Genomic DNA, 22,228 nt, shown 5'->3' on the forward strand with positions numbered 1-22,228 from the left:
GCACTTAGAGAAAAAATCCGTAAGGAAATTGAAAATGAAGAATATCAATTACTGATTGAGGATTGTAACACTTCTATATCAAAACTAACAGAAGAAAAACAGATATTGGGAGAAACTCTACACCGCCAGAAAGAGGCACTTAATTTCAACGAGTTACAAAAACAATTTGAAGATTTTATTCGAAACCCAATACTTGATGAAATATTTCTACACAAACTCATAGAACGTATCGAAATCAAAGAAGACGGAAGTCCGAGAATCTACTATAGATTCTCGAACTCATACATATCTTCTATTTTTTTTCAAGCAACACACAGCACTCTACGTGCGCCGTATGCGGAAACATATCCACCGGCTGAATATACTCGACTTTATATTCCTTCGATAAATAATCAATATCCTTTGCCAGTGTAGATGGATTGCATGATACGTACACAAATTTCTTCGGTTTTACTTTTTTTATGGCATCTAATAATTTGCGGTCGCAGCCTGTTCGCGGTGGATCGACTACCACTGTGTCTGGTCGCCATCCTTCTTCTACCCATTTGGGCAGCCAGTGCTCGGCTGTGCCTGTTACATAAGTGGCATTTTCAATTCCGTGGCGTGCTGCATTTTTTTGCGCATCCGTGATAGCTGCTTCAATTGTGTCCATTCCCCGCACTTCACTTGCACCTTCTGCCAGCCATAATCCGATTGTGCCAACTCCGCAATATGCATCGGCTATTTTTTCTTTTCCTGTTAGCCCTGCAGCTTTTTTTACTTCATCGTATAACGCTACGGTTTGGACTGGATTTAATTGAAAAAATGCTCGTGCGGATAATTCGAAATTTAAATCCCCCAATGTTTCTTGAATAACCTCTTCTCCGCTTAAATGCAATGTTTTTTCGCCAAAAATAAGCGAGGTTTTGTTTCCGTTAATATTTTGTACAAGGGATTTTACTTCTGGCAGTCTCTTTTGAATTTCTGCCATGATTTTCTTTTTCCGCGGCACTTCTTTTTGTGTGGTGATTAATACTACTTGCACTTCGCCTGATTGAAAGCCTGCTCGGGTTACGATCGTCCGGACTATCCCTTTTTGTGTTCGTTCATTGTATATTGGCACTTGCAGCTCTTCTAAAATCTTTCTTACTTCTTCCGATACTTTATTTGTTAAAGGATGCTGGACCATACAGTTTTGAATCGGAACCAAACGGTGGGAATCCAAGCCGTATAAACCTGCAATAATTTTGCCGTTTTTCTGCTGTCCCATTTGGAATTGGCTTTTATTGCGATAATTCCATGGATCTTTCATGCCAATCGTTTGACGAATATCAACTTTGTCCACTTTCAGCTTTGTATGCCGTTCCATTGATTGAATGACAATATCCCGTTTTTCCTTTAGCTGCTGATCATAAGCTAAATGCTGCAGCTGGCAGCCTCCGCATTGCTCGTAAATCGGGCATGGGGCTTTTACCCGAAATGGAGACGATTTGCGGATTTTTTTTATTTTGCCTTCTGAAAACTTCGGCTGTACCTTTGTTGCTTCCACTACCACTTCTTCTCCTGGAAGGGCGCCTGGCACAAATACAACCTGCCGTTTAAAATAACCGACACCCTCACCATTAATGCCTAACCGTTTTATGGTTAAAGGAAAAGTTTGACCTTGTGTCAATTTAACCGTACTTGTTTGCTTTTTTTCTTTCATATTTTTAATGCTCCGTTCTTTTATTACTAGAAATCATCCTTTAATAATAAAACTTCTTTTTTCGAATATCCAGTATTACTCGATGCTTCTCCATAAATAAAGAGAGGCATAGCTTAAATAAGGATGCCAATTTACGATTAATTCTTCCATTTGCTCTTTTGTTGGCTTTTTTTCTAACTGCAGCAGTTTTTTGATCGCATTTTGAATGCCGATATCAGCAATCGGAAATAAATTGTTTCTTCCAAGTCCAAATAGTAAAAAGTTTTGCACCGTCCATGGACCTATTCCTCTTAAAGGAAGCAGTTCTGCCATAATTTCTTCATCTGATTTTTGCTGCAAATTGTCTAACTGAAGATTGCCATTAACGATTTGTTTGGAGAGGTTTATGACGTATTCTGCTTTCCGCGTACTGAATTGCAGCTCTCTTAACTCTTCCACTGTTAGTTCTGCCACTCTTTCCGGCTGCGGGTAAAACCAAACTCCTTCTTTTTGAAAACCATATGTAGTTACAAATCGATGGGTAAGCGTATAAGCAAATTTCAAATTTAATTGCTGATGGACAATGCATTTTACTAAACAATTATAAGGATGAAAATCTAATACTAGCGGAGTGCCAAAATGAGTTTCAAATAGTTTCTTTAAATCTGTCTGTTGAAAATGCTCATAAACGGACAACAAGGAGATATCCCATTGAAAAATGCGCTTTAATTCTTGTATAAGCTTCTCTTCCATTTCTCCTTCTATTCCATTCACTTCAAATGCAGGGTGTTCCGTTGTTCCTACTGCCTTTACTGTTGCAACAAATGGCTTTTTTTCTATGAAAAGAGGTACTTTCACACTTCTGTCGGCTACATCTACTTGATGTAAGGGATCTAATGCTAAACGGCTTAAAACTAAATCGAAATTATATGGTCCTGCAAATTCCATTCTCCGCAAAATGAATCATCCGTTCTCTTTTTTCCGTATTATAGCATGGCTATTAGTGGAAATTCTACCGCTTTGATTCCTGGAAAATATCTATTGTTTCAGTTTTCCTGTTTATTGTTTCAGTTTTTGCTGATTTCGTTTCAATTTTTTAGATATAGTTTTTTATCGACAAGAAATGCTAATTTTCATCCCACGCTAATCATCCAAAAAGCAGACCCAAATCGGATCTGCTTAGTTCATAATGCCTTCCTCAACTTCACTTTTCTGCGTTAAATCATCTAGGCTTTTAAATGTATAGCCTCTTTTCTTTAACTCTTGAATAGCTTGTTCCAGCGCTTCTGCATTATCTTTTGAAACGGTATGAAGAAGCATTATGCATCCTGGATGCACTTGTGCCATGATATTATCATAGCTGTATTTCCAGCCTTTTTGCTGATCTGTTTTCCAATCAACAAAAGCCAATGACCAGAATACTTGTGTATACCCGAGTTCTTTTCCTAACTGAAGCGTACGTTCACTGAATACTCCCCGCGGCGGACGCAGATAGATCATGCCTTTTTTACCAGTCAATGCTTCCGTTTCGGCTGCTACACTTTGTAATTCTGCTTTTAACTTTTCATCAGAAATTTGGGTGAAATCTGGATGATGATAGGAATGGTTGCCGATAATATGGCCTTCATTCGCCATTCTTTTTACTAAATCAGATGCGCTTTTTAAATAATGGCCGGTTATAAAAAAAGTAGCTGGTACTTGTTCTTTTTTTAATACATCTAATATTTTTCCTGTATAGCCGTTTTCGTATCCATTATCAAATGTTAAATACAGCACTTTTTTATCTGCGCTGTCTTTATAATATGCTCCATATTTATTCAGCAGCTCGTCTAATTCTTTGCCTGCTTCTGCCGGCTGCTCATTGGCTGCTTTTTTAAATCCCCAATGGATTGGACTATTGGAAACATTCGCAAATGCATGTTGTAATCCAACAAATAAAATAAGGAATAGCATCATACAATATTTTATTAAAATCTTCATTTTTTTCCTCCTTACTTCAAAGCTTTCTCTTATTGTTTGTGTTCAAAAGGAAAAAATGCTTGGTTAATTTGTGAAAATTTATTTCTGCATAATAAAGCAGCTGCTAGAAAATACTACTAGCAGCTGACTTAGTTATTTAAAAACAGGTTCTTTAAATTGGGCCAATTTCTCCAATGAGGACTTTTCCACATCTTGATGAAGGGAATTGCCGTGTGAATCCATTGTTACTACTGCTTTAAAGCCTTCTACGCGTAAATGCCACATTGCTTCTGGAATCCCAAATTGCATTAAATCCACTCCTTCAACGGATTTAATACAGTCTGCATAATATTGGGCTGCACCGCCAATGGCATTTAAATAAACGCCTCCATGCTCTTCTAAAGCTTTTAACGTTTTCGCACCCATTCCGCCTTTGCCGATAACAGCACGAATGCCGAATTTTTTCATAATATCGCCTTGATAAGGCTCCTCTCGGATGCTTGTTGTTGGTCCTGCTGCTTTTACATGCCATTTCCCATCCTCGTCTTTTAGCATAACTGGACCACAATGATAAATAATTTGCCCATTTAAATCAATTGGAGCATCATTTGTACTTAAATGCTTATGTATCGCATCCCTGCCTGTATACATCATTCCATTGATTTTGACAACATCGCCAACCTTTAATTGGCGGATAGCTTCTTCACTAATTGGGGCTTGCAGGGTGATCATTTCTTCCTTATCATTTGCCTGCTGATTTTCTTCTTTCGTAAAATCTATTTTTTCCCCGTCTTGATATTTCCATTCAGAAATTGCGCCAGTATCTGCATGCACTTTTACAGCTAAACGACGGAAAGCCCAGCAATTATAGGCAATAGAAACGAAAAAGCTTGCTGGAATTCTGTTCATTACTCCTACCTTACAGCCTAAAAGTGTCGTTTCTCCACCAAAGCCCATTGTCCCAATGCCAAGCTTATTGGCATTTTCCATCACATATTCTTCAAGGGAAGCAAGCTCAGGTATTGGGTTTGTATCTTCCACAGAACGGAAAAGCTGCTCTTTGGCTAAATCATAGCCAGCTGAACGGTCTCCGCCAATTCCAACGCCAATAAAACCGGCACTGCATCCTTGCCCTTGCGCCTGGTAGACAGAGTGCATGATGCATTTGCGGATGCCATCTAAATCTCGCCCTGCTCTTCCTAATCCTTCAAGTTCACATGGAAGACTGTATTGAATATTTTTATTCTCACATCCCCCTCCTTTTAAAATTAACGCCATTTCGATATAATCTTTATCCCATTGCTCAAATTTAATAACAGGTGTGCCTGCTCCCAAGTTGTTCCCGCTATTTTCTCCCGTTAAGGAATCAACAGAATTCGGCCTTAGTTTCCCTTTTTCAGTTGCTTCTATCATCGCTTTATAGATGGCTGCTTTTATTTCCAGCTGATTCGATTGAATAGGTGTTTTAATTTTAAATGTCGGCAAACCCGTATCTTGGCAGATTGGCGACACTTCTTCATCTGCCATGCTGATATTTTGGGTAATTGTTGCTAAGCTCATTGCAGACCGAGTGCCGGCACTTTCTAATGCCTTTGCTTTTTTTATTGCTCTTCGTACATCTTTCGGAAGATTTGTTGATGTCTCTACAATTAATTGATAGATGCTTCGTGTTAAATTTTCTACATTCATGTTATTGCCCCCTCCACCCTATTTTGACGAATGTTGTTGTTGTTCCACCTATCGAAGCAATAGGAATACCTTCTACTAAAAATTATACTCTTCCTGTCAAATCGTGAGAAGTAATTCACAATCGTTTTCACGCATTTATTATTATAAAACTGCTAAGTAAATGAAATGGCGCTTTCATTAATGAGGGATTTTTTTGAAGGAAAGAAAAAGAGGATTAGACCTCAATATTACTCGTGTACTGAGGTCTTTACATAATTGACATTTTTTATCCAACTCTTAACGGGCAGTAAAACCCCCACTGATGGAAAGGTTCACTTTATAAGTCTCTATGCTTAAATTCATTGCATTTGGATTCTATATCATCAATCATTTCAATTAGACGATCAATATCTTCTAGCTCTGCTTCTTCTGGATCAATCGCATCCAAAACTTCCATAAACATATTTAATCTTGTTTTTAAAAAATCTACTTGTTCATTTTTTCCTGTTATGGAACTGCCCAAAGTATTTCCTCTCCTTTCACTTTCGTTATCATCCTACCGAACTTTTTTCCATTCGGCAATGCTTTCTTTTCTTTTTTCTATTATATAGGTTTACACATTCTTCTGCCTTTTACACCTTAGGGAATCAACTAATAAGAAAAGCGCAAGCGTCGATGTTGACTACGCAAGCGAGGTGAGGGGAAGCGTTGAAGTCGATAGGGCGCTTGCGCTAGACACTTGTCAGGCTTCAGAAAACTTATACTTTCTTATCCTTTAACAAAATGAATCAAAAAAAAGATCACCATTGTCTTTTTCATTTGGTGATCTTTTCCTTCATTCTACATAGACATGCATCAGTGTTAAAGCACTATCACACTGACGGAGGTTTTTGCTTTATGATAAACTATTAATATAGTAAGCTGTCTACAAACATTCGATTTCTTTGTTGTTCGCCTTGCTTTGATGCTCATTACTTAAACCTGAAACTTTGCTTTTCCAAAGGTTAAGAATGCAAATGGTACTGTGATAAAGTAAACTTCCATCAGTGGGGGTTTTTCCTCAACCCCCACTGATGGTTAGTTGCACTTATCGGACCTTTATGGGCAGTTATCCCCTACCTAGCTTCCTCGATTTCTCGGCATCTTGAGGTGGGGTTAAGAGTGGGATAAACGGTTTCGAGCAGTCTAAGATTCTCTAATTGAACTTTTTCTGAACGGTGAATAGATGCTTTTATCCCTACATATGGATTTAAAGAACGGGGTGATTATTTACCATCCTATTTCCTTGAACGGCAGGCAAGTTGGTATTGTTCTCATTTACTTCCTCATCTATTGATGGAATTTTAACTGTATTGCCGGCTTCTTTAAATTTTTCTGAAATGGCCAGCAATTGTTGCTTTGATTGATAATACGTATCCATTGTATCTTGTGCGATTTCTTTCACGTCATTCGCTCTTAGACTTACTGTATGTTGAATATGATCATATAATGCTTGTCCTTCACGCAAGGCATCTTTCAATACAACTGATGTATAGTGAAGCTTTTCACTAAGTTTATCTTTCACTTCCGAAGGATTTTCTTTTAATTCCTGCATCATTCGATTCGAACAGTTTTTTATCGTTTCCATTTTTACTAGCACATTTTTTCTTGTTGACTTATCCATTAGGGAAAATGTTGTGCCAATGATGCCGCCAATTACCATTCCAGCTATTAGTTTGCTGTTTCTTTTTGTTTCATTAGACATGCAGTTCATCTCCCTTTGCATTTTTACTTGTACCATTCCCTGCTGGAATTTTTTTAAACAAAAAGGTTTGACAATCCAACCATTTCGCTCAATAATGACTAAAGATTTGAAGGAAGAAGGAGTTAAACAATGATTTCTCAAAAACCATCCATTAACCCAAGTATTGATCCGTGGGAAGCCTATATGGATATCGAGCAGCACGGAAAGCTGACGCTATCAAATATTGAATTTACAACCACTACTTTATGCAATATGCGTTGTGAACATTGTGCGGTAGGTTATACCCTTCAGCCAAAAGACCCGAATGCACTTCCAATTGACTTATTAATAAAGCGATTAGAGGAAATTCCTCATCTTCGTTCCATCAGCATCACAGGAGGAGAGCCGATGATGAGCAGAAAATCGGTTGAAAATTATGTGGTGCCTTTATTTAAGTATGCGCACAGCCGAGGCGTTAAAACACAATTAAATTCTAATTTAACATTAAGCCTTGATCGATATGGACCAGTTATTCCGTTTTTAGATGTTCTCCATATTTCGCATAACTGGGGAACAGAGGAAGAATTTGCGGAAAGAGGATTTGCCATGATGGCAAGAAAACCATCCTATGAGCAAAGAAGCAAGCTGTTTCAAACGATTATTACAAACAGCAGGGCATTAGTAGAAGCCGGTGTCGTAGTTTCTGCAGAAACGATGTTAAATAAGCGCACACTTCCTTATTTAGAGCATATCCATCGTCAAATTGTCGATGAAATGAAGTGTCAACGCCATGAAGTGCACCCTATGTATCCATCTGACTTTGCATCCACCTTAGAAACATTATCCCTTGAAGAAATTCGGGAAAGCATACACCATCTTTTAGATATTCGCGATGAAAAGGTCTGGATGCTATTTGGCACTCTACCCTTTTATCCGTGCAACTCTAAAGAAGAAGATTTACAGCTTTTAAATCGTTTGTACAACAGTAAAAATGTAACCGTACGGAACGATCCGGACGGACGATCTCGTTTAAATATTAATATTTTTACTGGTGACGTTATTGTAACCGATTTTGGGGATACTCCTGCTTTAGGAAATATCCAGCAAGATAATCTGGAAGCCATCTTTCAAAAATGGCTGCAGACAGACTTGGCTCATTCTCTTAATTGCCATTGTCCGAGTGTCCGCTGTTTAGGTCCAAATGTTTTAGTTAAAAACAGCTATTACCAAGGTGTTGATTTTCTTACAAGAAAAGCACTTATAACAAAATAAGTTCAACAAAAAGGATGCAGAGCCCTATTTCTGCATCCTTTTTGTTAATGCTTATATACCTACAATACTTTTATCTCAGCAACAAGTGGTACATGAAAACTTCCCCGACTGTTGTGCTGAAGCTATACTTTATCTTGGTTTATCACTTGCGAGAAATCCAAAGGACACATGATCTTGTACCGGAATCCATGCTCCGATGCCTTGTGATGTCACATTCTTCACGATAATCGTCTTTTTTCTGCCTTTTAGCATTAAATAAACTTCTCCATACGTCACTTTTCCCTTTTCATTAACTGCAGGTGCATATCCGTAAAGATAGCCTAGTTTTTTGGACGGAATATTATATACTTGGTCTTTTTTTGTTCCTGTTCCAATAACAGTCTCAAATGCAAGAGGCAAACCGGAATTTTGGGTTGCTTTCACAAGCATCATTTTTTTCACATCTTCAGCACTTGGAATTTTTGCAGTTAAACCGCCTCTAACAAGCTTTTGCGCTTCTTGTACATAATGAATTTGATAAGGTGCCTTACCGCCTCTATTGTCAAAAAAATTCGTATTTATTTTTTGATACTCCCAATTTGGTGCAGTTTCAGTGGATTCATAATTTAATGGCCACTGTCCTAAATACACAATTGCTTTATAACCTAATGCAAATGGAGAACTGTTCACCGTCGATTCATTAAGCATGCGGATTAAATCGGGATTTTCAATTTTTACTTTTGATGAATCAATGAGCTGCTGTGTTAAGTCACTTGGCTGCAGCCTCGGCATATCCTGTGCTGGATTTGGGTATGTGTTTTCTTTCGTTATATTCATTACAGAATTTGGAACCACCACCAATTTTGATTTAGGCAATTCCTCTTGCTTATTCTTATCATTTTTTGCATATACAGGTGTTAAAATGGAAAGCATCAAAATAAGAGTTAATAAGACAAACGAAATTTTTTTACTCAAGGTTAGAACTCCCTTCTATAACAATAACTATTCTTTATCGTTATTTTTTTCGGAGTTCGCCTTTCTTATCCATTATTTTTCAAACAAATTTTTTCAGCAAAGTCAGTCCAAGCATTTTGGAAAATAAAAGTCCAATTATTTTATCGATAAATTGAACCTTCCATCAGCGGAGGGTTCTTCCCCCACTGATGGAAAGCTTGCGGTCCACAGGATGTGGATCACACAAACGTTGCCACAGGAAGTGGCGACCTTAGTCTGTATACCTCCCTCGGACCTTTACGGGCAAGTTATCCCCCCACCTAGCTTCCTCGTTTTCTCAGCATCTTGAGGTGGCGTTAAGAGTGGGATAAACGGTTCATGATGCTGCTGCAGTATGGATGAAAAAACTGTATAGCAGGGCCAATGCCAAATGCAATAATGACCGTTCCCACACCAATCGGCCCATTTACAAGTACAGCAAACAACAATGCTAATATTTCACCTATAAGTTTAGCTGCCATAATATTCATGCCGAATTTTTTTTGGATGCTTACCATAAAATGATCAATTGGATTTAATGGAAAGCTCGCCTGCAAATACATCGCGATTCCTAAACCGATAATAATTAATCCAACAACCAACAGGATCAATTGATTTTTAAAATAAAAATAATTAAAGCTGTTCAATAAATAGGACATCCAAAAATCAACGAAAAAACCTAAAATAAAAACGGTAAATAAAGATAGGAGCTCTGGTCTCTTTTTTAACAATAAAGCATTTATGATAATCAGGACAATTCCAATAATAACAATCCAGCTACCTATTGTCAGGCCGATTAAATGGGAAAGACCAACATTTAATGCATCCCATGGTCCTGCTCCAAGATTTGCTTTTATTGTAAGAGTAGCTCCAAAAGATAGGATTAATAGGCCAAGCAGATAAAAAAGACTACGATAAAATAAAGACATCTTATCTCCCCTTCTTCTCTTTAAACGATGATACGCATCCATCATGTCCTTAAAACATATGCGCATCCTTTAAAAAACTTGTACAATTTTTTTAAAAATAAATAAACAGAATATTTACAACAATCAAAAAATATAGTATGATTAATTTATCAAATAAAAGGAGGGCAGCTAGTCAGATCGCTTTTTTTAAAACTCATATAAAAGGAGGACGAAACATACTCTTGAGCATTCATCAATCAAGATTTATTTTATCGCAAACTAAAATGGAAAAAGGTTGGTGATTCGATGGAAGCGACTTGATTTACTTCCCTAAAAAGAATATATTCATTCAAATGTATACTTAGTTAAAAACATAACTTAATAAGGAAAGGATGATCCGAAACAAAAAAGCCAACCTGCTGTAAAGAAAGCAGGTTGGCTTTTGTTTTGGCTTAAATGGATAGAAACCAAAAACACTAGGAAATTATTTTCTCCCAGTGTTTTTTGCTTTAAAGGAATATGCATATCTTCATCCTTTTACAATGGCTACCCTGAAAATAAAGACCGCAGTCAGAATACACTTCGCTTTCCACGGGGCGAGCGGTGAGCCTTCTCGGAGCATGGCTCCTGCGGGGTCTCACCTGTCTCGCTAATCCCGTAGGAGTCTTCGTGTATTCTGACTGCTCCGCGCTTCAAAAATTAGAATCTGCTTCTTTTCATCCTTCAGGGTGCAAATTTTTTTTGCATAGATGTCTACCCTGAAAATAAGCACTGTTAAAAAAATGAATGTAAATAGGTTTCCCGAAGCTTATTGCTCGCTTTCCGGGGACGAACCAGCAAGCCTCCTCGCTCGCACCCGTCTGAACTGAGGTCTTGTCAGCCCGTTTTTTAAGCAGGAGTATCGCAAATTCCCTTCCCAAAAACCACATGATTGTTTAACAGCGTCTTTACAATAGATAAAATCCAATCCCCATAATGAAATAAGCCGCAAGCAAGGTTGCTCCTTCAAACCAGTTGGTTTCTCCATCATTGGAAATAATGATCATCAACAATACGGACGACGCCATCGCAACCAGCTCAGGCAATGAAAAAACTAAAGACAGCGATGTAGGGAAAAACAAGGAAATTAATACAAGCACTGGTGCCACAAACATGGCAATTTGCAAAGTGGAACCTATCGCAATCTCGACCGCAATATCCATTTTATTTTTATAAGCCATTAAAACGGCAGAGGCATGTTCTGCTGCATTACCAACAATGGCTACAATAATAATCCCGATAAACAACTCCGTCCAGCCAAACGATTCAGCTACCACTTCAAATGTATGTACTAAATTCTCTGATACATATGCAACAGCTAATGTCGCAATCGCTAAAATAGATATGCTCTTTTTCACAGACCATTCCGGCTCTTCTTCATGAGCTTCTTTGTTTGTACCTGATGACTCAGATTGGTAAACACCCCTATGTGTTACAAGCTTAAAGAGTAATGCAGCTAAATATAATACGATTAATATAACCGAAATACCTACACTTAGTGATTGTGTTTCTAATTTATCCATTGACATGGAAAACACCTCTGGGACAACAAAAGCCACAATTACTGCAAACATTAACAATCCAGAATTATGACGAGCATCAAACACATTATAATGCTGTCTCTTGAACTTAATTCCCCCAATAAAAAAGGACAATCCTGCCACTAATAATAAGTTGCCAAGCACGGAACCCGTAAGTGATGCCAATACTACTTCCGTTAGCCCCTCTCTTAATGCAAAAATCGCAATAATCAACTCCACCGCATTGCCGAAAGTTGCATTTAATAGGCCTCCAATTCTTGGCCCCGCTACAATGGCCAAACTTTCAGTTGCTCTCCCCATAAAACTGGAAAGGGCAATAATGGTTAAACAATAAATAATGAACATTAAAATACTCGGCAAGTGTAATACCGAGCCGATTATGGAAAATGGCACCCCTATAAAGGCAGCCAACATAAAAATTTTATTCACCATACTATCCTCTTCCTTTCTCTTGTTTCTTCATTAAATGTTAACTTTCCCTTATGCTGCAAAAGATAAACTACATGAATGCAATAAGACATTTTTCCATTAACACCAACAATATTACCATATTTTGAATATAAAAATGGAATTAAGCGAAAACTTCCATCCGTGTTTTTTTTCAGTCTCTTTAAGTGCAGTATTACAAATATATTCCAACAAACTGATATACTTTTCCATAGTATCTAAAAATAAATGGTTTACCTGCAAGCTAGAGTGGAATAAAAAAAGATAGAAGTACAAATTATAGGAGTGAATCCGGAAAAAGGAGTGTTTCTATTTTGAAAGAAGCATTAAAAGAGAAAATCGTTCATCTATTCAAAAACCATAAAATTGGGACATTAGCCACAATTCAAGAAAATAAACCTTATAGTCGTTTTATGCTGTTCTTTCCAGAAGAATTAACATTGTATAGTGCAACAAACAAAAAAACGCATAAAGTAGATGATCTAGAACAAAATCCCAAAAGCCACATTTTACTTGGTTTAGAAGAAGGTGGAATTAATGGGGCTTATTGCGAAATAGAAGCTGATGTAACTTTAGAAGAGTCTCCAACGAAAAAAGAAACCATCTGGAACGAACAATTAAGCAGCTGGTTAGATGGACCAGGTGATCCAAATTATTTGCTTATTAAATTCATTCCAACTAAAATTCGATATTTTGCCAATGCAGGTGCAGAAGCAGAAGAATTATCTTTTATAAGTGAATAGAAAAAGATCTCCATTCACATTTTTTAAAGTCTAAAACCAAGAGTCGCTTCCTTTTTAAATTTTTAGAACAATTTAATAGGAAATGCATATAAAATATGATAGGATGAATATAGAATATAAGCAACTGTGCTCCTATTATGTAAAAGCTGCTTAAAAACCCAATTATATAAACAATTATTCGATAGAAATACGCTGTCACCTAAATAGGTGGCAGCTTTCGTGTTTTTTTAAGGTATTGAATGTGATTCTCTCTCTCAATAAGAATAGTCATCTTTGCTGAAAATGCTAAATATTTTACAAAGAAACAGGAGGAACAAACATGACAACAGATACAAAAATCCTTTCCCATGAAAAAATGGAGGAAAATATTTTCCAAGAAAAATTACTCCCTCATTTAGAATTAATTGCTGCTGTAGTCAGCGGTGTTTTAATTTTAATTGGCTGGCTTGCACCACAAGAAAACTTATCAATCAGTGCTTATATTCTTGCATTTATTATCGGCGGTTTTGCTAAAGCAAAAGAAGGCATTGAAGAAACGATTGAGAATAAAGAATTGAATGTAGAAATGCTCATGGTTTTTGCTGCCATTGGTTCAGCAATCATTGGCTATTGGACAGAAGGGGCCATCTTAATCTTTATTTTTGCTGTAAGCGGTGCTCTTGAAACATATACAATGAATAAAAGCAGTAAAGAAATATCCTCTCTAATGAGTTTGCAGCCAGAAGAAGCGGTTAAACTGCTTCCTGATGGCAGAGAAGCAGTAGTGCCTGTTGCTTCACTATCCATTTCAGATCAAATTCTTATTAAACCAGGGGAAAGAATCCCAGCAGATGGAACAATCATAGTCGGAGACAGCTCGATCGATGAAGCAGCAATAACTGGTGAATCCGTACCAGTAACAAAAGGGCTAACTGATGAAGTTTTTGCTGGAACAGTCAATATCAGTGGTTCGATAACAATTGAAATTACAAAACATACAGACGAATCTCTTTTCCAAAAAATTATTACACTTGTTCAATCAGCACAGAGTGAAAAATCTCCATCTCAGGCATTTATCGAAAAATTTGAAGGAACTTATGTAAAAGTAATTTTATCTTTTGTATTTCTAATGATGTTTGTTCCCCATTTTTTATTCGGCTGGTCATGGAATGAAACTTTTTATCGTGCAATGATTTTATTAGTAGTAGCATCGCCCTGTGCCCTTGTGGCAAGCATTATGCCTGCCACATTATCTGCTATTTCTAATGGAGCCCGACATGGAATTCTGTTTAAAGGGGGCGTCCATTTAGAAAATTTAGCACATATTACGGCCATTGCCTTTGACAAAACAGGTACACTGACAAAAGGAAAGCCAGTTGTTACAGAGGTTCTTGTTAAAGAGGGATTATCAGAAAAAGATATTTTGCTAACTACTGCAAGCATTGAAAGCCACTCTAACCATCCCTTGGCAAAAGCAATTGTTCAATATGCAAAAGCTACTTATGATGCAGATCTTCTTCAACCGAAAAGTATTCAAGATACCTCTGGCTGGGGGGTAACTGCTGTAGTAAATGAGGAAGAATGGAAGATTGGGAAAGCTGAGTTTGTTGGTAAAGAAGAAGCTCAAGTCTTTTGCAGCCATGCTTATGAACGTTTATCAGAAGAAGGAAAAACAGTTGTCTTTGTCAAAAAATCCGCTGAAATTGTTGCATTAATCAGCTTAAAAGATATTGTACGTGAAGAAACAAAAAAAGCGGTTGAAACATTAAAACATCAGGATATATATACCGTTATGCTGACAGGCGACAGTGAAAAAACAGCAAAAGCGATATCAAAAGAAAGTCATGTTCATGCATATATAGCTGAATGTCTGCCCGAAAATAAAGTAGCGCATATTAAACAGCTGAAAGACAAATATCAAAATGTTGCAATGGTTGGCGACGGCATTAATGATGCTCCCGCACTAGCTACTGCCAATGTAGGCATTGCAATGGGCGAAGGTACAGATGTAGCTTTAGAAACAGCAGATGTTGTCTTAATGAAAAATGACTTGCCTCGAATTGCTGAAGCAATCAAACTATCGAGAAGAATGAACCGTATCATTAAACAAAATATTATTTTTTCTATCACCATTATTATGCTTCTTATCATTTCAAACTTTTTACAAGTGCTTGACCTTCCATTTGGAGTAATAGGTCACGAAGGCAGCACCATTTTAGTTATTTTAAACAGCCTGCGCCTTTTACGTAATTAAAAAGAAAAGCGGAAACGACCGTTTAGCGACGAATGGACTGGAGCTCTTCGATCGAGATATAGGAAACACGATGAGCAAAGCGCATTCGTGCTTGACTTATCGTAAGGAGGAGAGCGAAGTACATGCGTCGCTGGGAGTTGGAGCTAGACATTACTCTAACTTCTAAACTTTTTCCACTCTTACTAAAGAAAAAAGGATGAGCGAAATCGCTCATCCTTCTTTTTGCAGGTGATTATTTAGTGATAGCCGTTTTGTCCATTAGCAGATCCTGAAGTTTTATGTTTTGGTTTGCTTTTTCCTTTTTGTTTCGTTCCGCCGTCTTTTTTTGTATGTTTAGTCATAAAAGAAAGCCCCCTATTATAAGAATATTCCCCTACAATAGTTTGTACCATCTAATTGTTTTTATAAAGGTAAATAACGGATAGCCTATAATGTTTAGCAATTTTTATTTTTTTCGGTATAATAAGCGTTGATTTCCCCGCCAATCATAATGATAATTCCTGTTAAATAGAACCAAATCATGGTAATAATAATAGCTCCTATACTTCCGTATGTGGCTGAATAATTCCCAAAATTCCCAACATAATAGGAAAAACCAAATGAAGCGGCCACCCATCCGATCGTTGCGAAAACAGCTCCAGGAATGGCGCTGACGCATTTCATTTTTTTATTTGGAGCAAACCAATATAAAGCTAAAAAAACAATAAATAAAATGACAGGAGTTACTAGAAAGCGAATCGCTCTCCACACAGCCATAAATTCATCAGATAAATTGAATTGAGAAAAAAGAAAGACCCCAATCTGCTCTCCAAAAACAGGCAATAATAAAGCGATTACCACAACAGCAATCATAGCCAAAGTTAATACAACGGACATTGCTCTTGCTACAATAAACGAACGAGTTTCTTCTACATTGTATGCTTTATTAAATGCTTTTACAATGGCGTTTAATCCATTTGATGCGGACCAAATCGTAGCAATAATACCAAATGATAATAAGGTTCCATTTTTGCTTAAAATTTGATCTAAATTAGATTCAATAATATTCATGCTGTCGCCTGGTGCAAATGTTTCAATGATACCAAGCAAATCTTCTTTTGTTATTGGTAAATAAGGAAGCAATGTCATCATAAAAATGATAAGAGGGAAAATGGACAATAAAAAATAATAAGCCAATTGCGCGGCTAAATCAAATACATCATCCTGCTTTATTTTCTGCGCTATTTTTTTTGTTACAGTTATTACCTCTCCCATTCATGTTCACCTTCCTAAGTAACTTTTACATTGATGTTATGTACTTCCCTTAATATAGGACTTAAAAACATAAAAAAAGAAAATAGTTGATGAAAGAGTAGGAGTGGATGACACATCTTAAGCCGGGGATTTTGCATAAAACATACATGTTGCATGCGTTTAAGGAAGATACTGAGTACTGTTAATTTGCGTATTATTCTTTTGCTTAGTGCCTCCATGATAAAATGCATCCTTTGTTTCCTTGACGATACTTGCAATAGCTGGCGTTACTTGTTTTAATTCTTCTACCTTTTCTAGTACAAATGAAATATCATCCGTGACCTTTTCTGCTGTTGCTCTTAATTTTTCAGATGTATTTGTAATGGTTTCTGTTATACTATCCAAATCCGTTACAGATTGTTTAAACTTTTGTATACTTTGCAAGGAGCTGTTTCTTGTTTGTTTATTGAATAAACTTAATGCACCACCGATTAAACTTCCAAGCATTATTCCTTTAAAGAGTGTCATTTGCTTCATCAACTATTCTTCATCCTTTCTCTTATCAAAAGTGATACGTTGTTTTAATCTCTTTTAATAATGCTTCACAGCCCTCTCTGACTAAACCATACACTTCATCGAAATTGCCTGTATAATAAGGATCTGGTACTTCTTTTCCCTTTTTTTGATCTGTATAATCTAATAACAAGCGAGTTTTGACTGCGGAATCTCCAGATAGTTTTTGGATATTTTTAATATTGCTTGGATCCATTGCAATTAAATACTCAAATTGCTCTATATCTTCCTTTATAAACTGCCTGGCCATTATTCCTTCATCACTAATATTGTTTATTTTTAAAATATCTCTCGTTCCTTTATGCGGTGGATTCCCTACATGCCATCCTCCTGTACCTGCTGAGTCACAACTAACTTTATTATCTAGTCCTTCTTTTTTCACAAGATCGCGAAATATTGCTTCTGCCATCGGCGAACGGCATATATTACCTAAACAAATAAATAAAACGTTCACTTCCATAATAGTTTCCTCCAATTTATTAATTACATGCATTAATCTAGCGAAAGCTCCCTGGCTCATCAACGTACGGACTGGCAGATAAAGTATCCACACGTCCTTATGTTTTCATCAGCACTAGTATACTTATGTTGAAGCTAGACGCTGCCCTAACTTTAATATTATATAATAAACATTTGCTTTCTAATAGATGGCAGCATTTCTTCTATCTCTTATGCTGAATCTTCCCTAAGTATACGCCTACATATAAATGAAAACACAAATACCATTGACTTTTTTTTAAACCCATGAAAAGATGTATTAAATAGAAACTTCTATACCGATATTTATTTTGGAAAGGAGACTTGCAAACATGAATTTAAATACAAAATCACCTGAAAATGTAGAGTATATGATTGAACAAATAAAAGAGAAATTGAAGGTTTTAAACTTTGGAGCGATAAAGCCTTCACATTTTGATGGAGAAATGTATGAGGAATTAAAAGAAATTTATGAACATGTGATGAAAAAAGATTCATTTAGTCCGAACGAAATGCAAGCAATTGCAGAAGAATTAGGATCACTTCGTAAATAATTTAGCAAAACGGAAGCGCCCTTGTTTATGGCGAAACAAGGTGAGAGAAGCTTTAAAACAGATAGGGATCTGACCCAGCTAATTGCGAATTAAAGGAAAAATACACTAATTACGCCACTCCTATGGACGTCGGTACTAGTATATTCTGTACGTTTCTAAGTATACTTGCTTACCATATCAAAGAGGGAATACTCTTTCTATCTTTCCCTCTTGTAATTAATTTCTAGCGATTTTGTGCAGTTAAAATGATGGGACCATCCTTTGTAATAGCGATAGTATGCTCATATTGAGCAGAATATTTTCCGTCTATCGTACGGGCAGTCCAGCCATTTCCATCCATTCTTATTCCATTTCCTCCTAAATTTATCATCGGTTCAATCGTAAATACCATGCCTTCCTTTATTCGTGGTCCTTTTCCTTGCAACCCGAAATGAGGCACATTCGGCTTTTCATGTATTGCCGATCCTATTCCATGCCCTACAAATTCTCTTACAACAGAAAAGCCTTTTTCTTCTGCATACTGCTGAATAGCATAACCAATGTCCCCAATTCTATTGCCGATATGCGACTGATTTATTCCAATATACAGAGCTTCTTCTGTTATTTTTAATAAATTCTCTATTTCATTAGGTATTTGGCCAATAGCATACGTCCATGCCGAATCGGCTAAAGCTCCATTATAATTGACTACCATATCAATCGTCACAATATCCCCTGTACGAAGTTGTTCCTCTCTTGGAAAACCATGACAAATTTCATCATTAATACTTGCACATGTTGCATAAGGATAATCCCGGTAGCCCTTCTGTTCTGGTGTTGCTCCTTTTTCTTTTAAAAACTCTTCCACAAAAGAATTAATCTCCATTGTTGTAATTCCCGGTTTTATTATCTTGGAAATTTCTTTATGGCAACTAGCCAAAATTCCCCCTGCTAGTCTCATTCCTTCTATTTCTCTTTTAGATTTTAACACAATCATTTTCTGTCTTCCTTTCCACTGCTAGCCACAAACACCGTTATGTTATGTATATACAATAATACAGTAAAAAAGCACAACCATAAGTAAATAAGCAAATAAAGTCAGATTCTTTCTGAAACGATTTTAAAACAAAAAGAAGGAAGTGGTCCCCTCCTTCTTTTTCCCACACTATTATTTTTATTTTAATAATTCTAAAGACTCTTTAATAAATGCAGGAATATCTTCAGGTGTTCTGCTTGTTACTAATTGATTCTTACAAACAACTACTTCTTGATCTTTATAAGTGGCACCTGCATATTCCATATCCACTTTAATCGATTTATATCCTGTTGCACTTCTGCCTTCTAACGTTTTTGCCGTAATGAGCAGCTGCGGGCCATGACAAATAGCGAATACTGGTTTATCCGTATCCATAAAAGCTTTTGTAAATGCAACAATTCGATCATCGCTGCGTAGTAGGTCTGGTGAAAATCCTCCTGGAATAAATAATGCGTCAAATTCATCTGCAGATACTTCGCTTATGCCTTTATCGATTTTAACTTTTGCTTCTTTTTGTTTTCCTTCTACCGTTTTTCCAGCTTCTAACTCGATCGTAACTACCTCATGACCATCTTCTTGAAATGCTTTTGCTGGTTCTGTGAATTCAACATCTTCAAACATATTGGTAATGACAGTTGCAATTTTTTTACTCATATTCAGCATCTCCATTTCTTATTTTAGTTTCATGGATAAGTTTCCCTAAATTTATCCGATAAAACATGTTAATGGATGATAGTATAATTCTTTTGTTGACATCCACCCCCACCTAAAATCCTAAAGATTTTTTTGAATATTTTACCAAAAATAATAAATGTTCCATATATATCTTCTTTTACAACAAAAAAAGAAGGAGATTCATCTCCCACCTATACTCCCTTCGTTTCTTGAGTAATGAGTCTTCTCGCTGAAAGTGATAAAATCCATTCGATAAATGGTATGCTTAAAACAAAGAAAATTAGATATACAAAAAAAAGGTTTAGTTCTTTTTTTATAGGGTAAATAAACTAAATCGACTTTTATAACAGCAATATTTCTTTACTAAAATATTCAAATATACATTTGTCTTTTTTATGAATGATGAAGAAAAGCATCGAACAATTTGTTCTTTATATGGAACTTCTCTATTTTATTTGATATGATAATAGTACATATAGTGATAAGGTGAGTGAGACTGTATGATCGGAGATCGCGTAAAAAAGATACGTCAAGAAAAAAGAATGTCATTATCAGAGTTGGCTGAGCAGGCTGGAGTTGCCAAATCCTATTTAAGTTCATTAGAGAGAAATTTACAATCCAATCCATCCATACAGTTTTTAGAAAAAATAGCTGCCGTTTTTACTATTCCAGTTGATCATCTTATTAATGAACAGCAAAATAAAGAAGAATTAGATACTGAATGGCTTAAGATAGTAAAGGAAGCGATGGATTCTGGAGTCTCCAAAAGTGAATTTCGAGAGTTTTTAGAATTTAATAAATGGAGAATTGAACAAAAAAAATAGAACTTCCATGTTTAATGGTAAAGTTCTGCAACCTTGAAGGCACAAATTTTGTGTCTTTTATTTTGGTTGTAATGAATAACTAGCAAGATGCGAACATTTTTATCTTCAGCCGTTCTGAATTAAGTAACCATTTAAATTACTACGAATAAAATTGCGTACGTCTTGTATATCAAGACCTATTTTTTTTGCTTCCAGCATTAGTTGAACCCAATCTGTATCCAATTCGTCCTTCAATAATTTTTCTTCCATTCCTTAATTCTTCTCCTCCCAAAAATACCTTTGTATTTTTGCAGTCCGGCTATTATTGTATTTCAACAGTAGACCTGTGACTTCGCATCTTCATCTTGGAAATATTAAATATTGCTTAAGCTATTAATTTCTCCTTTTGTATCAAGGACTTTACATACTTAGCTATATTATATAATTCTTTTTTTTTCTTATGTGGCATTTTTTGTCAGATCGATAGGGATTTTAAGATATATTTTTCTATTATTTTCAACAATTTATTTGATTTCTCACAAAATATGTCGTTTTTCCTCTCCCCTCCGTTAAGCATTAAACTTTTTATTTTGATTAGTAGAATGATCATTCGGATAATACACATTTTGATATCCTTTTAATGCTTTTTTTAATACATAATGAATATGAATTTGTTCAAAGGTTATGGCATCAAAAAAGGGATAGTTTGTTAAATCATTATGACAAATCGGACATTTCCATGAACCAATCTCGCTGCTGCTGTAGGATGGTCTATTACATTTATCACAATTCTTCCTATATATAATTCCCACCTTCTTTTGCATTTAATTTTAATTTTTTCTGAAGGAATAACGATTCATTTCACTAATAGCAGTGAAGTAAAAGATCAGCCTTTTGATCCTATTCCTTTACTAGTTCTTTTTAAATGATTTTATGTTCTTTTTACAGAACGATTATAAATAGTATAGTTCAAATCTCTTATTTTGGAAAATTCCAAAATTGCCTGTTTTTTCTTTTAAACGAACGATTTTCGTTCTTTTTCTCGAATTATCTCCTAATAACTAGTTTTTTCGTATTTTTTATTGAACGTTTCGTTCGTTATAATGAAAATATATTTTTGTACATTAGCTAAGGAGAATTTTCTAAATGGTAGGAACTCGCATTAAGTCTTTAAGGTTAAAAAGAGGATATTCTATTAACGAATTATCAGAACGTGCAGGTGTTTCAAAATCCTATTTAAGCTATATTGAACGGGGAATCCAAAAAAATCCATCCTTGCAGATATTATCAAAACTAGCTAAAACACTTGATACCAATTTGGAAGAACTCTTGGAAACAGAGGATGCTAATGTTTCAGAAATAGTAGACGAAGAGTGGATTAAATTATTGGAAGATGCAATAAGGGAAGGCGTTACGAAAGAAGAGTTTTCTTATTGTTTAGATTTTCTTAAGTTTAAAAAAATGATAAAGTGAACCTTTCCATCAGTGGGGGTTTTCTTCATCCCCACAAATGGAAAGCTTGCGGTCCACAGGATGTGGATCACACAAATGAAGACATAAGGAAGTGGCGACCTTAGTTTGTGTACCTCCCTCGGACCTTTACGGGCAGTTATTGCTTCCTCGATTCCTCAGCATCTTGAGTTGGGGTCTTACTGCCAGTTAAGAGTGGGATAAATAATGATTAAAACGGAAGCAAATAGTAAAATGTTTATGAAAAGAGGGAGAGTCTT

General features: G+C 36.1%; 22 protein-coding genes. 6 read left to right on the forward strand and 16 right to left on the reverse strand.

The annotated features are described in order from the left end of the window. Positions 1-292: 292 nt before the first annotated feature. The 6 genes from rlmD to ACTYBU_RS11545 form a co-directional block, all read right to left on the reverse strand. A complete protein-coding gene (gene rlmD / locus ACTYBU_RS11520; RefSeq protein WP_445489850.1) occupies positions 293-1,684 on the reverse strand; it encodes a 23S rRNA (uracil(1939)-C(5))-methyltransferase RlmD in 1,392 nt (463 codons plus the stop codon). Between the two features lie 75 nt (positions 1,685-1,759). Then, on the reverse strand, positions 1,760-2,611 hold the full coding sequence (locus ACTYBU_RS11525; protein WP_445489852.1) for a DNA-3-methyladenine glycosylase family protein: 852 nt from the start codon (positions 2,609-2,611) through the stop codon (positions 1,760-1,762). Positions 2,612-2,842: 231 nt separating this feature from the next. Further along, positions 2,843-3,619, reverse strand: coding sequence for a delta-lactam-biosynthetic de-N-acetylase (gene pdaA, locus ACTYBU_RS11530; protein ID WP_445490081.1), 777 nt, complete (start codon positions 3,617-3,619; stop codon positions 2,843-2,845). A gap of 156 nt (positions 3,620-3,775) precedes the next feature. Beyond that, a complete protein-coding gene (locus ACTYBU_RS11535; protein ID WP_445489854.1) occupies positions 3,776-5,311 on the reverse strand; it encodes a fumarate hydratase in 1,536 nt (511 codons plus the stop codon). A 316-nt stretch (positions 5,312-5,627) separates the two neighbouring features. After that, on the reverse strand, positions 5,628-5,813 hold the full coding sequence (locus ACTYBU_RS11540) for an SE1561 family protein (protein ID WP_445489855.1): 186 nt from the start codon (positions 5,811-5,813) through the stop codon (positions 5,628-5,630). A gap of 726 nt (positions 5,814-6,539) precedes the next feature. After that, a complete protein-coding gene (locus ACTYBU_RS11545; protein ID WP_445489857.1) occupies positions 6,540-7,034 on the reverse strand; it encodes a hypothetical protein in 495 nt (164 codons plus the stop codon). 129 nt (positions 7,035-7,163) lie between these two features. Between ACTYBU_RS11545 and yfkAB the strand changes: the two genes are divergently transcribed. After that, positions 7,164-8,285, forward strand: a complete 1,122-nt coding sequence (yfkAB, locus tag ACTYBU_RS11550) for a radical SAM/CxCxxxxC motif protein YfkAB (RefSeq protein WP_445489859.1) — start codon at positions 7,164-7,166, stop codon at positions 8,283-8,285. 129 nt (positions 8,286-8,414) lie between these two features. Here the strand turns inward: yfkAB and ACTYBU_RS11555 are convergent, their stop codons facing one another. The 3 genes from ACTYBU_RS11555 to cax all read right to left on the reverse strand — a co-directional run bounded on the left by ACTYBU_RS11555 (position 8,415) and on the right by cax (position 12,177). Beyond that, positions 8,415-9,197, reverse strand: a complete 783-nt coding sequence (locus tag ACTYBU_RS11555) for a YfkD family protein (protein ID WP_445490083.1) — start codon at positions 9,195-9,197, stop codon at positions 8,415-8,417. A 377-nt stretch (positions 9,198-9,574) separates the two neighbouring features. After that, positions 9,575-10,186 carry a YczE/YyaS/YitT family protein gene (locus ACTYBU_RS11560; RefSeq protein WP_445489860.1) on the reverse strand — a complete coding sequence of 204 codons (612 nt, stop codon included), beginning with the start codon at positions 10,184-10,186 and terminating at the stop codon, positions 9,575-9,577. A gap of 926 nt (positions 10,187-11,112) precedes the next feature. Next, the gene (gene cax, locus ACTYBU_RS11565; RefSeq protein ID WP_445489862.1) at positions 11,113-12,177 is read right to left on the reverse strand and encodes a calcium/proton exchanger; all 1,065 of its coding nucleotides are present in this window, start codon (positions 12,175-12,177) and stop codon (positions 11,113-11,115) included. A gap of 329 nt (positions 12,178-12,506) precedes the next feature. Here cax and ACTYBU_RS11570 point away from each other — a divergent pair, with 329 nt between their 5' ends. Then, positions 12,507-12,935, forward strand: a complete 429-nt coding sequence (locus ACTYBU_RS11570) for a pyridoxamine 5'-phosphate oxidase family protein (protein WP_445489864.1) — start codon at positions 12,507-12,509, stop codon at positions 12,933-12,935. Positions 12,936-13,254: 319 nt separating this feature from the next. Next, complete coding sequence (locus tag ACTYBU_RS11575) at positions 13,255-15,168, forward strand: heavy metal translocating P-type ATPase (protein ID WP_445489865.1); 1,914 nt, start codon at positions 13,255-13,257, stop codon at positions 15,166-15,168. Between the two features lie 435 nt (positions 15,169-15,603). Here ACTYBU_RS11575 and ACTYBU_RS11580 read toward each other — a convergent pair whose 3' ends face one another. The 3 genes from ACTYBU_RS11580 to ACTYBU_RS11590 form a co-directional block, all read right to left on the reverse strand. Further along, the gene (locus ACTYBU_RS11580) at positions 15,604-16,422 is read right to left on the reverse strand and encodes a YihY/virulence factor BrkB family protein (protein WP_445489866.1); all 819 of its coding nucleotides are present in this window, start codon (positions 16,420-16,422) and stop codon (positions 15,604-15,606) included. A 159-nt stretch (positions 16,423-16,581) separates the two neighbouring features. Beyond that, entirely contained in the window at positions 16,582-16,938 is a 357-nt protein-coding gene (locus ACTYBU_RS11585) for a YtxH domain-containing protein (protein WP_445489867.1), read from the reverse strand. A 25-nt stretch (positions 16,939-16,963) separates the two neighbouring features. After that, positions 16,964-17,434 carry a low molecular weight protein-tyrosine-phosphatase gene (locus tag ACTYBU_RS11590; protein WP_445489869.1) on the reverse strand — a complete coding sequence of 157 codons (471 nt, stop codon included), beginning with the start codon at positions 17,432-17,434 and terminating at the stop codon, positions 16,964-16,966. A gap of 349 nt (positions 17,435-17,783) precedes the next feature. Between ACTYBU_RS11590 and ACTYBU_RS11595 the strand changes: the two genes are divergently transcribed. Then, positions 17,784-18,005, forward strand: coding sequence for a DUF1128 domain-containing protein (locus ACTYBU_RS11595; RefSeq protein WP_445489870.1), 222 nt, complete (start codon positions 17,784-17,786; stop codon positions 18,003-18,005). A 223-nt stretch (positions 18,006-18,228) separates the two neighbouring features. On the opposite strand, the gene map is transcribed toward ACTYBU_RS11595, so the two are convergent. Together map and ACTYBU_RS11605 are read right to left on the reverse strand one after the other, a co-directional pair. Then, positions 18,229-18,981 carry a type I methionyl aminopeptidase gene (gene map / locus ACTYBU_RS11600; protein WP_445489872.1) on the reverse strand — a complete coding sequence of 251 codons (753 nt, stop codon included), beginning with the start codon at positions 18,979-18,981 and terminating at the stop codon, positions 18,229-18,231. A 177-nt stretch (positions 18,982-19,158) separates the two neighbouring features. Next, positions 19,159-19,674, reverse strand: coding sequence for a type 1 glutamine amidotransferase domain-containing protein (locus ACTYBU_RS11605; RefSeq protein ID WP_445489873.1), 516 nt, complete (start codon positions 19,672-19,674; stop codon positions 19,159-19,161). A gap of 521 nt (positions 19,675-20,195) precedes the next feature. Here ACTYBU_RS11605 and ACTYBU_RS11610 point away from each other — a divergent pair. After that, positions 20,196-20,519: a helix-turn-helix domain-containing protein gene (locus ACTYBU_RS11610; RefSeq protein ID WP_445489874.1), complete on the forward strand. Its 324-nt coding sequence runs from the start codon at positions 20,196-20,198 to the stop codon at positions 20,517-20,519. 105 nt (positions 20,520-20,624) lie between these two features. Here the strand turns inward: ACTYBU_RS11610 and ACTYBU_RS11615 are convergent, their stop codons facing one another. Together ACTYBU_RS11615 and ACTYBU_RS11620 are read right to left on the reverse strand one after the other, a co-directional pair. Continuing rightward, on the reverse strand, positions 20,625-20,768 hold the full coding sequence (locus ACTYBU_RS11615; protein ID WP_445489876.1) for an anti-repressor SinI family protein: 144 nt from the start codon (positions 20,766-20,768) through the stop codon (positions 20,625-20,627). Between the two features lie 299 nt (positions 20,769-21,067). Then, on the reverse strand, positions 21,068-21,322 hold the full coding sequence (locus tag ACTYBU_RS11620; RefSeq protein ID WP_445489877.1) for a hypothetical protein: 255 nt from the start codon (positions 21,320-21,322) through the stop codon (positions 21,068-21,070). A 322-nt stretch (positions 21,323-21,644) separates the two neighbouring features. On the opposite strand from ACTYBU_RS11620, the gene ACTYBU_RS11625 reads away from it, so the two are divergent. Beyond that, a complete protein-coding gene (locus ACTYBU_RS11625; RefSeq protein WP_445489879.1) occupies positions 21,645-21,971 on the forward strand; it encodes a helix-turn-helix domain-containing protein in 327 nt (108 codons plus the stop codon). Positions 21,972-22,228 lie beyond the last annotated feature (257 nt).

The organism is Niallia sp. 03133 (assembly GCF_052663225.1).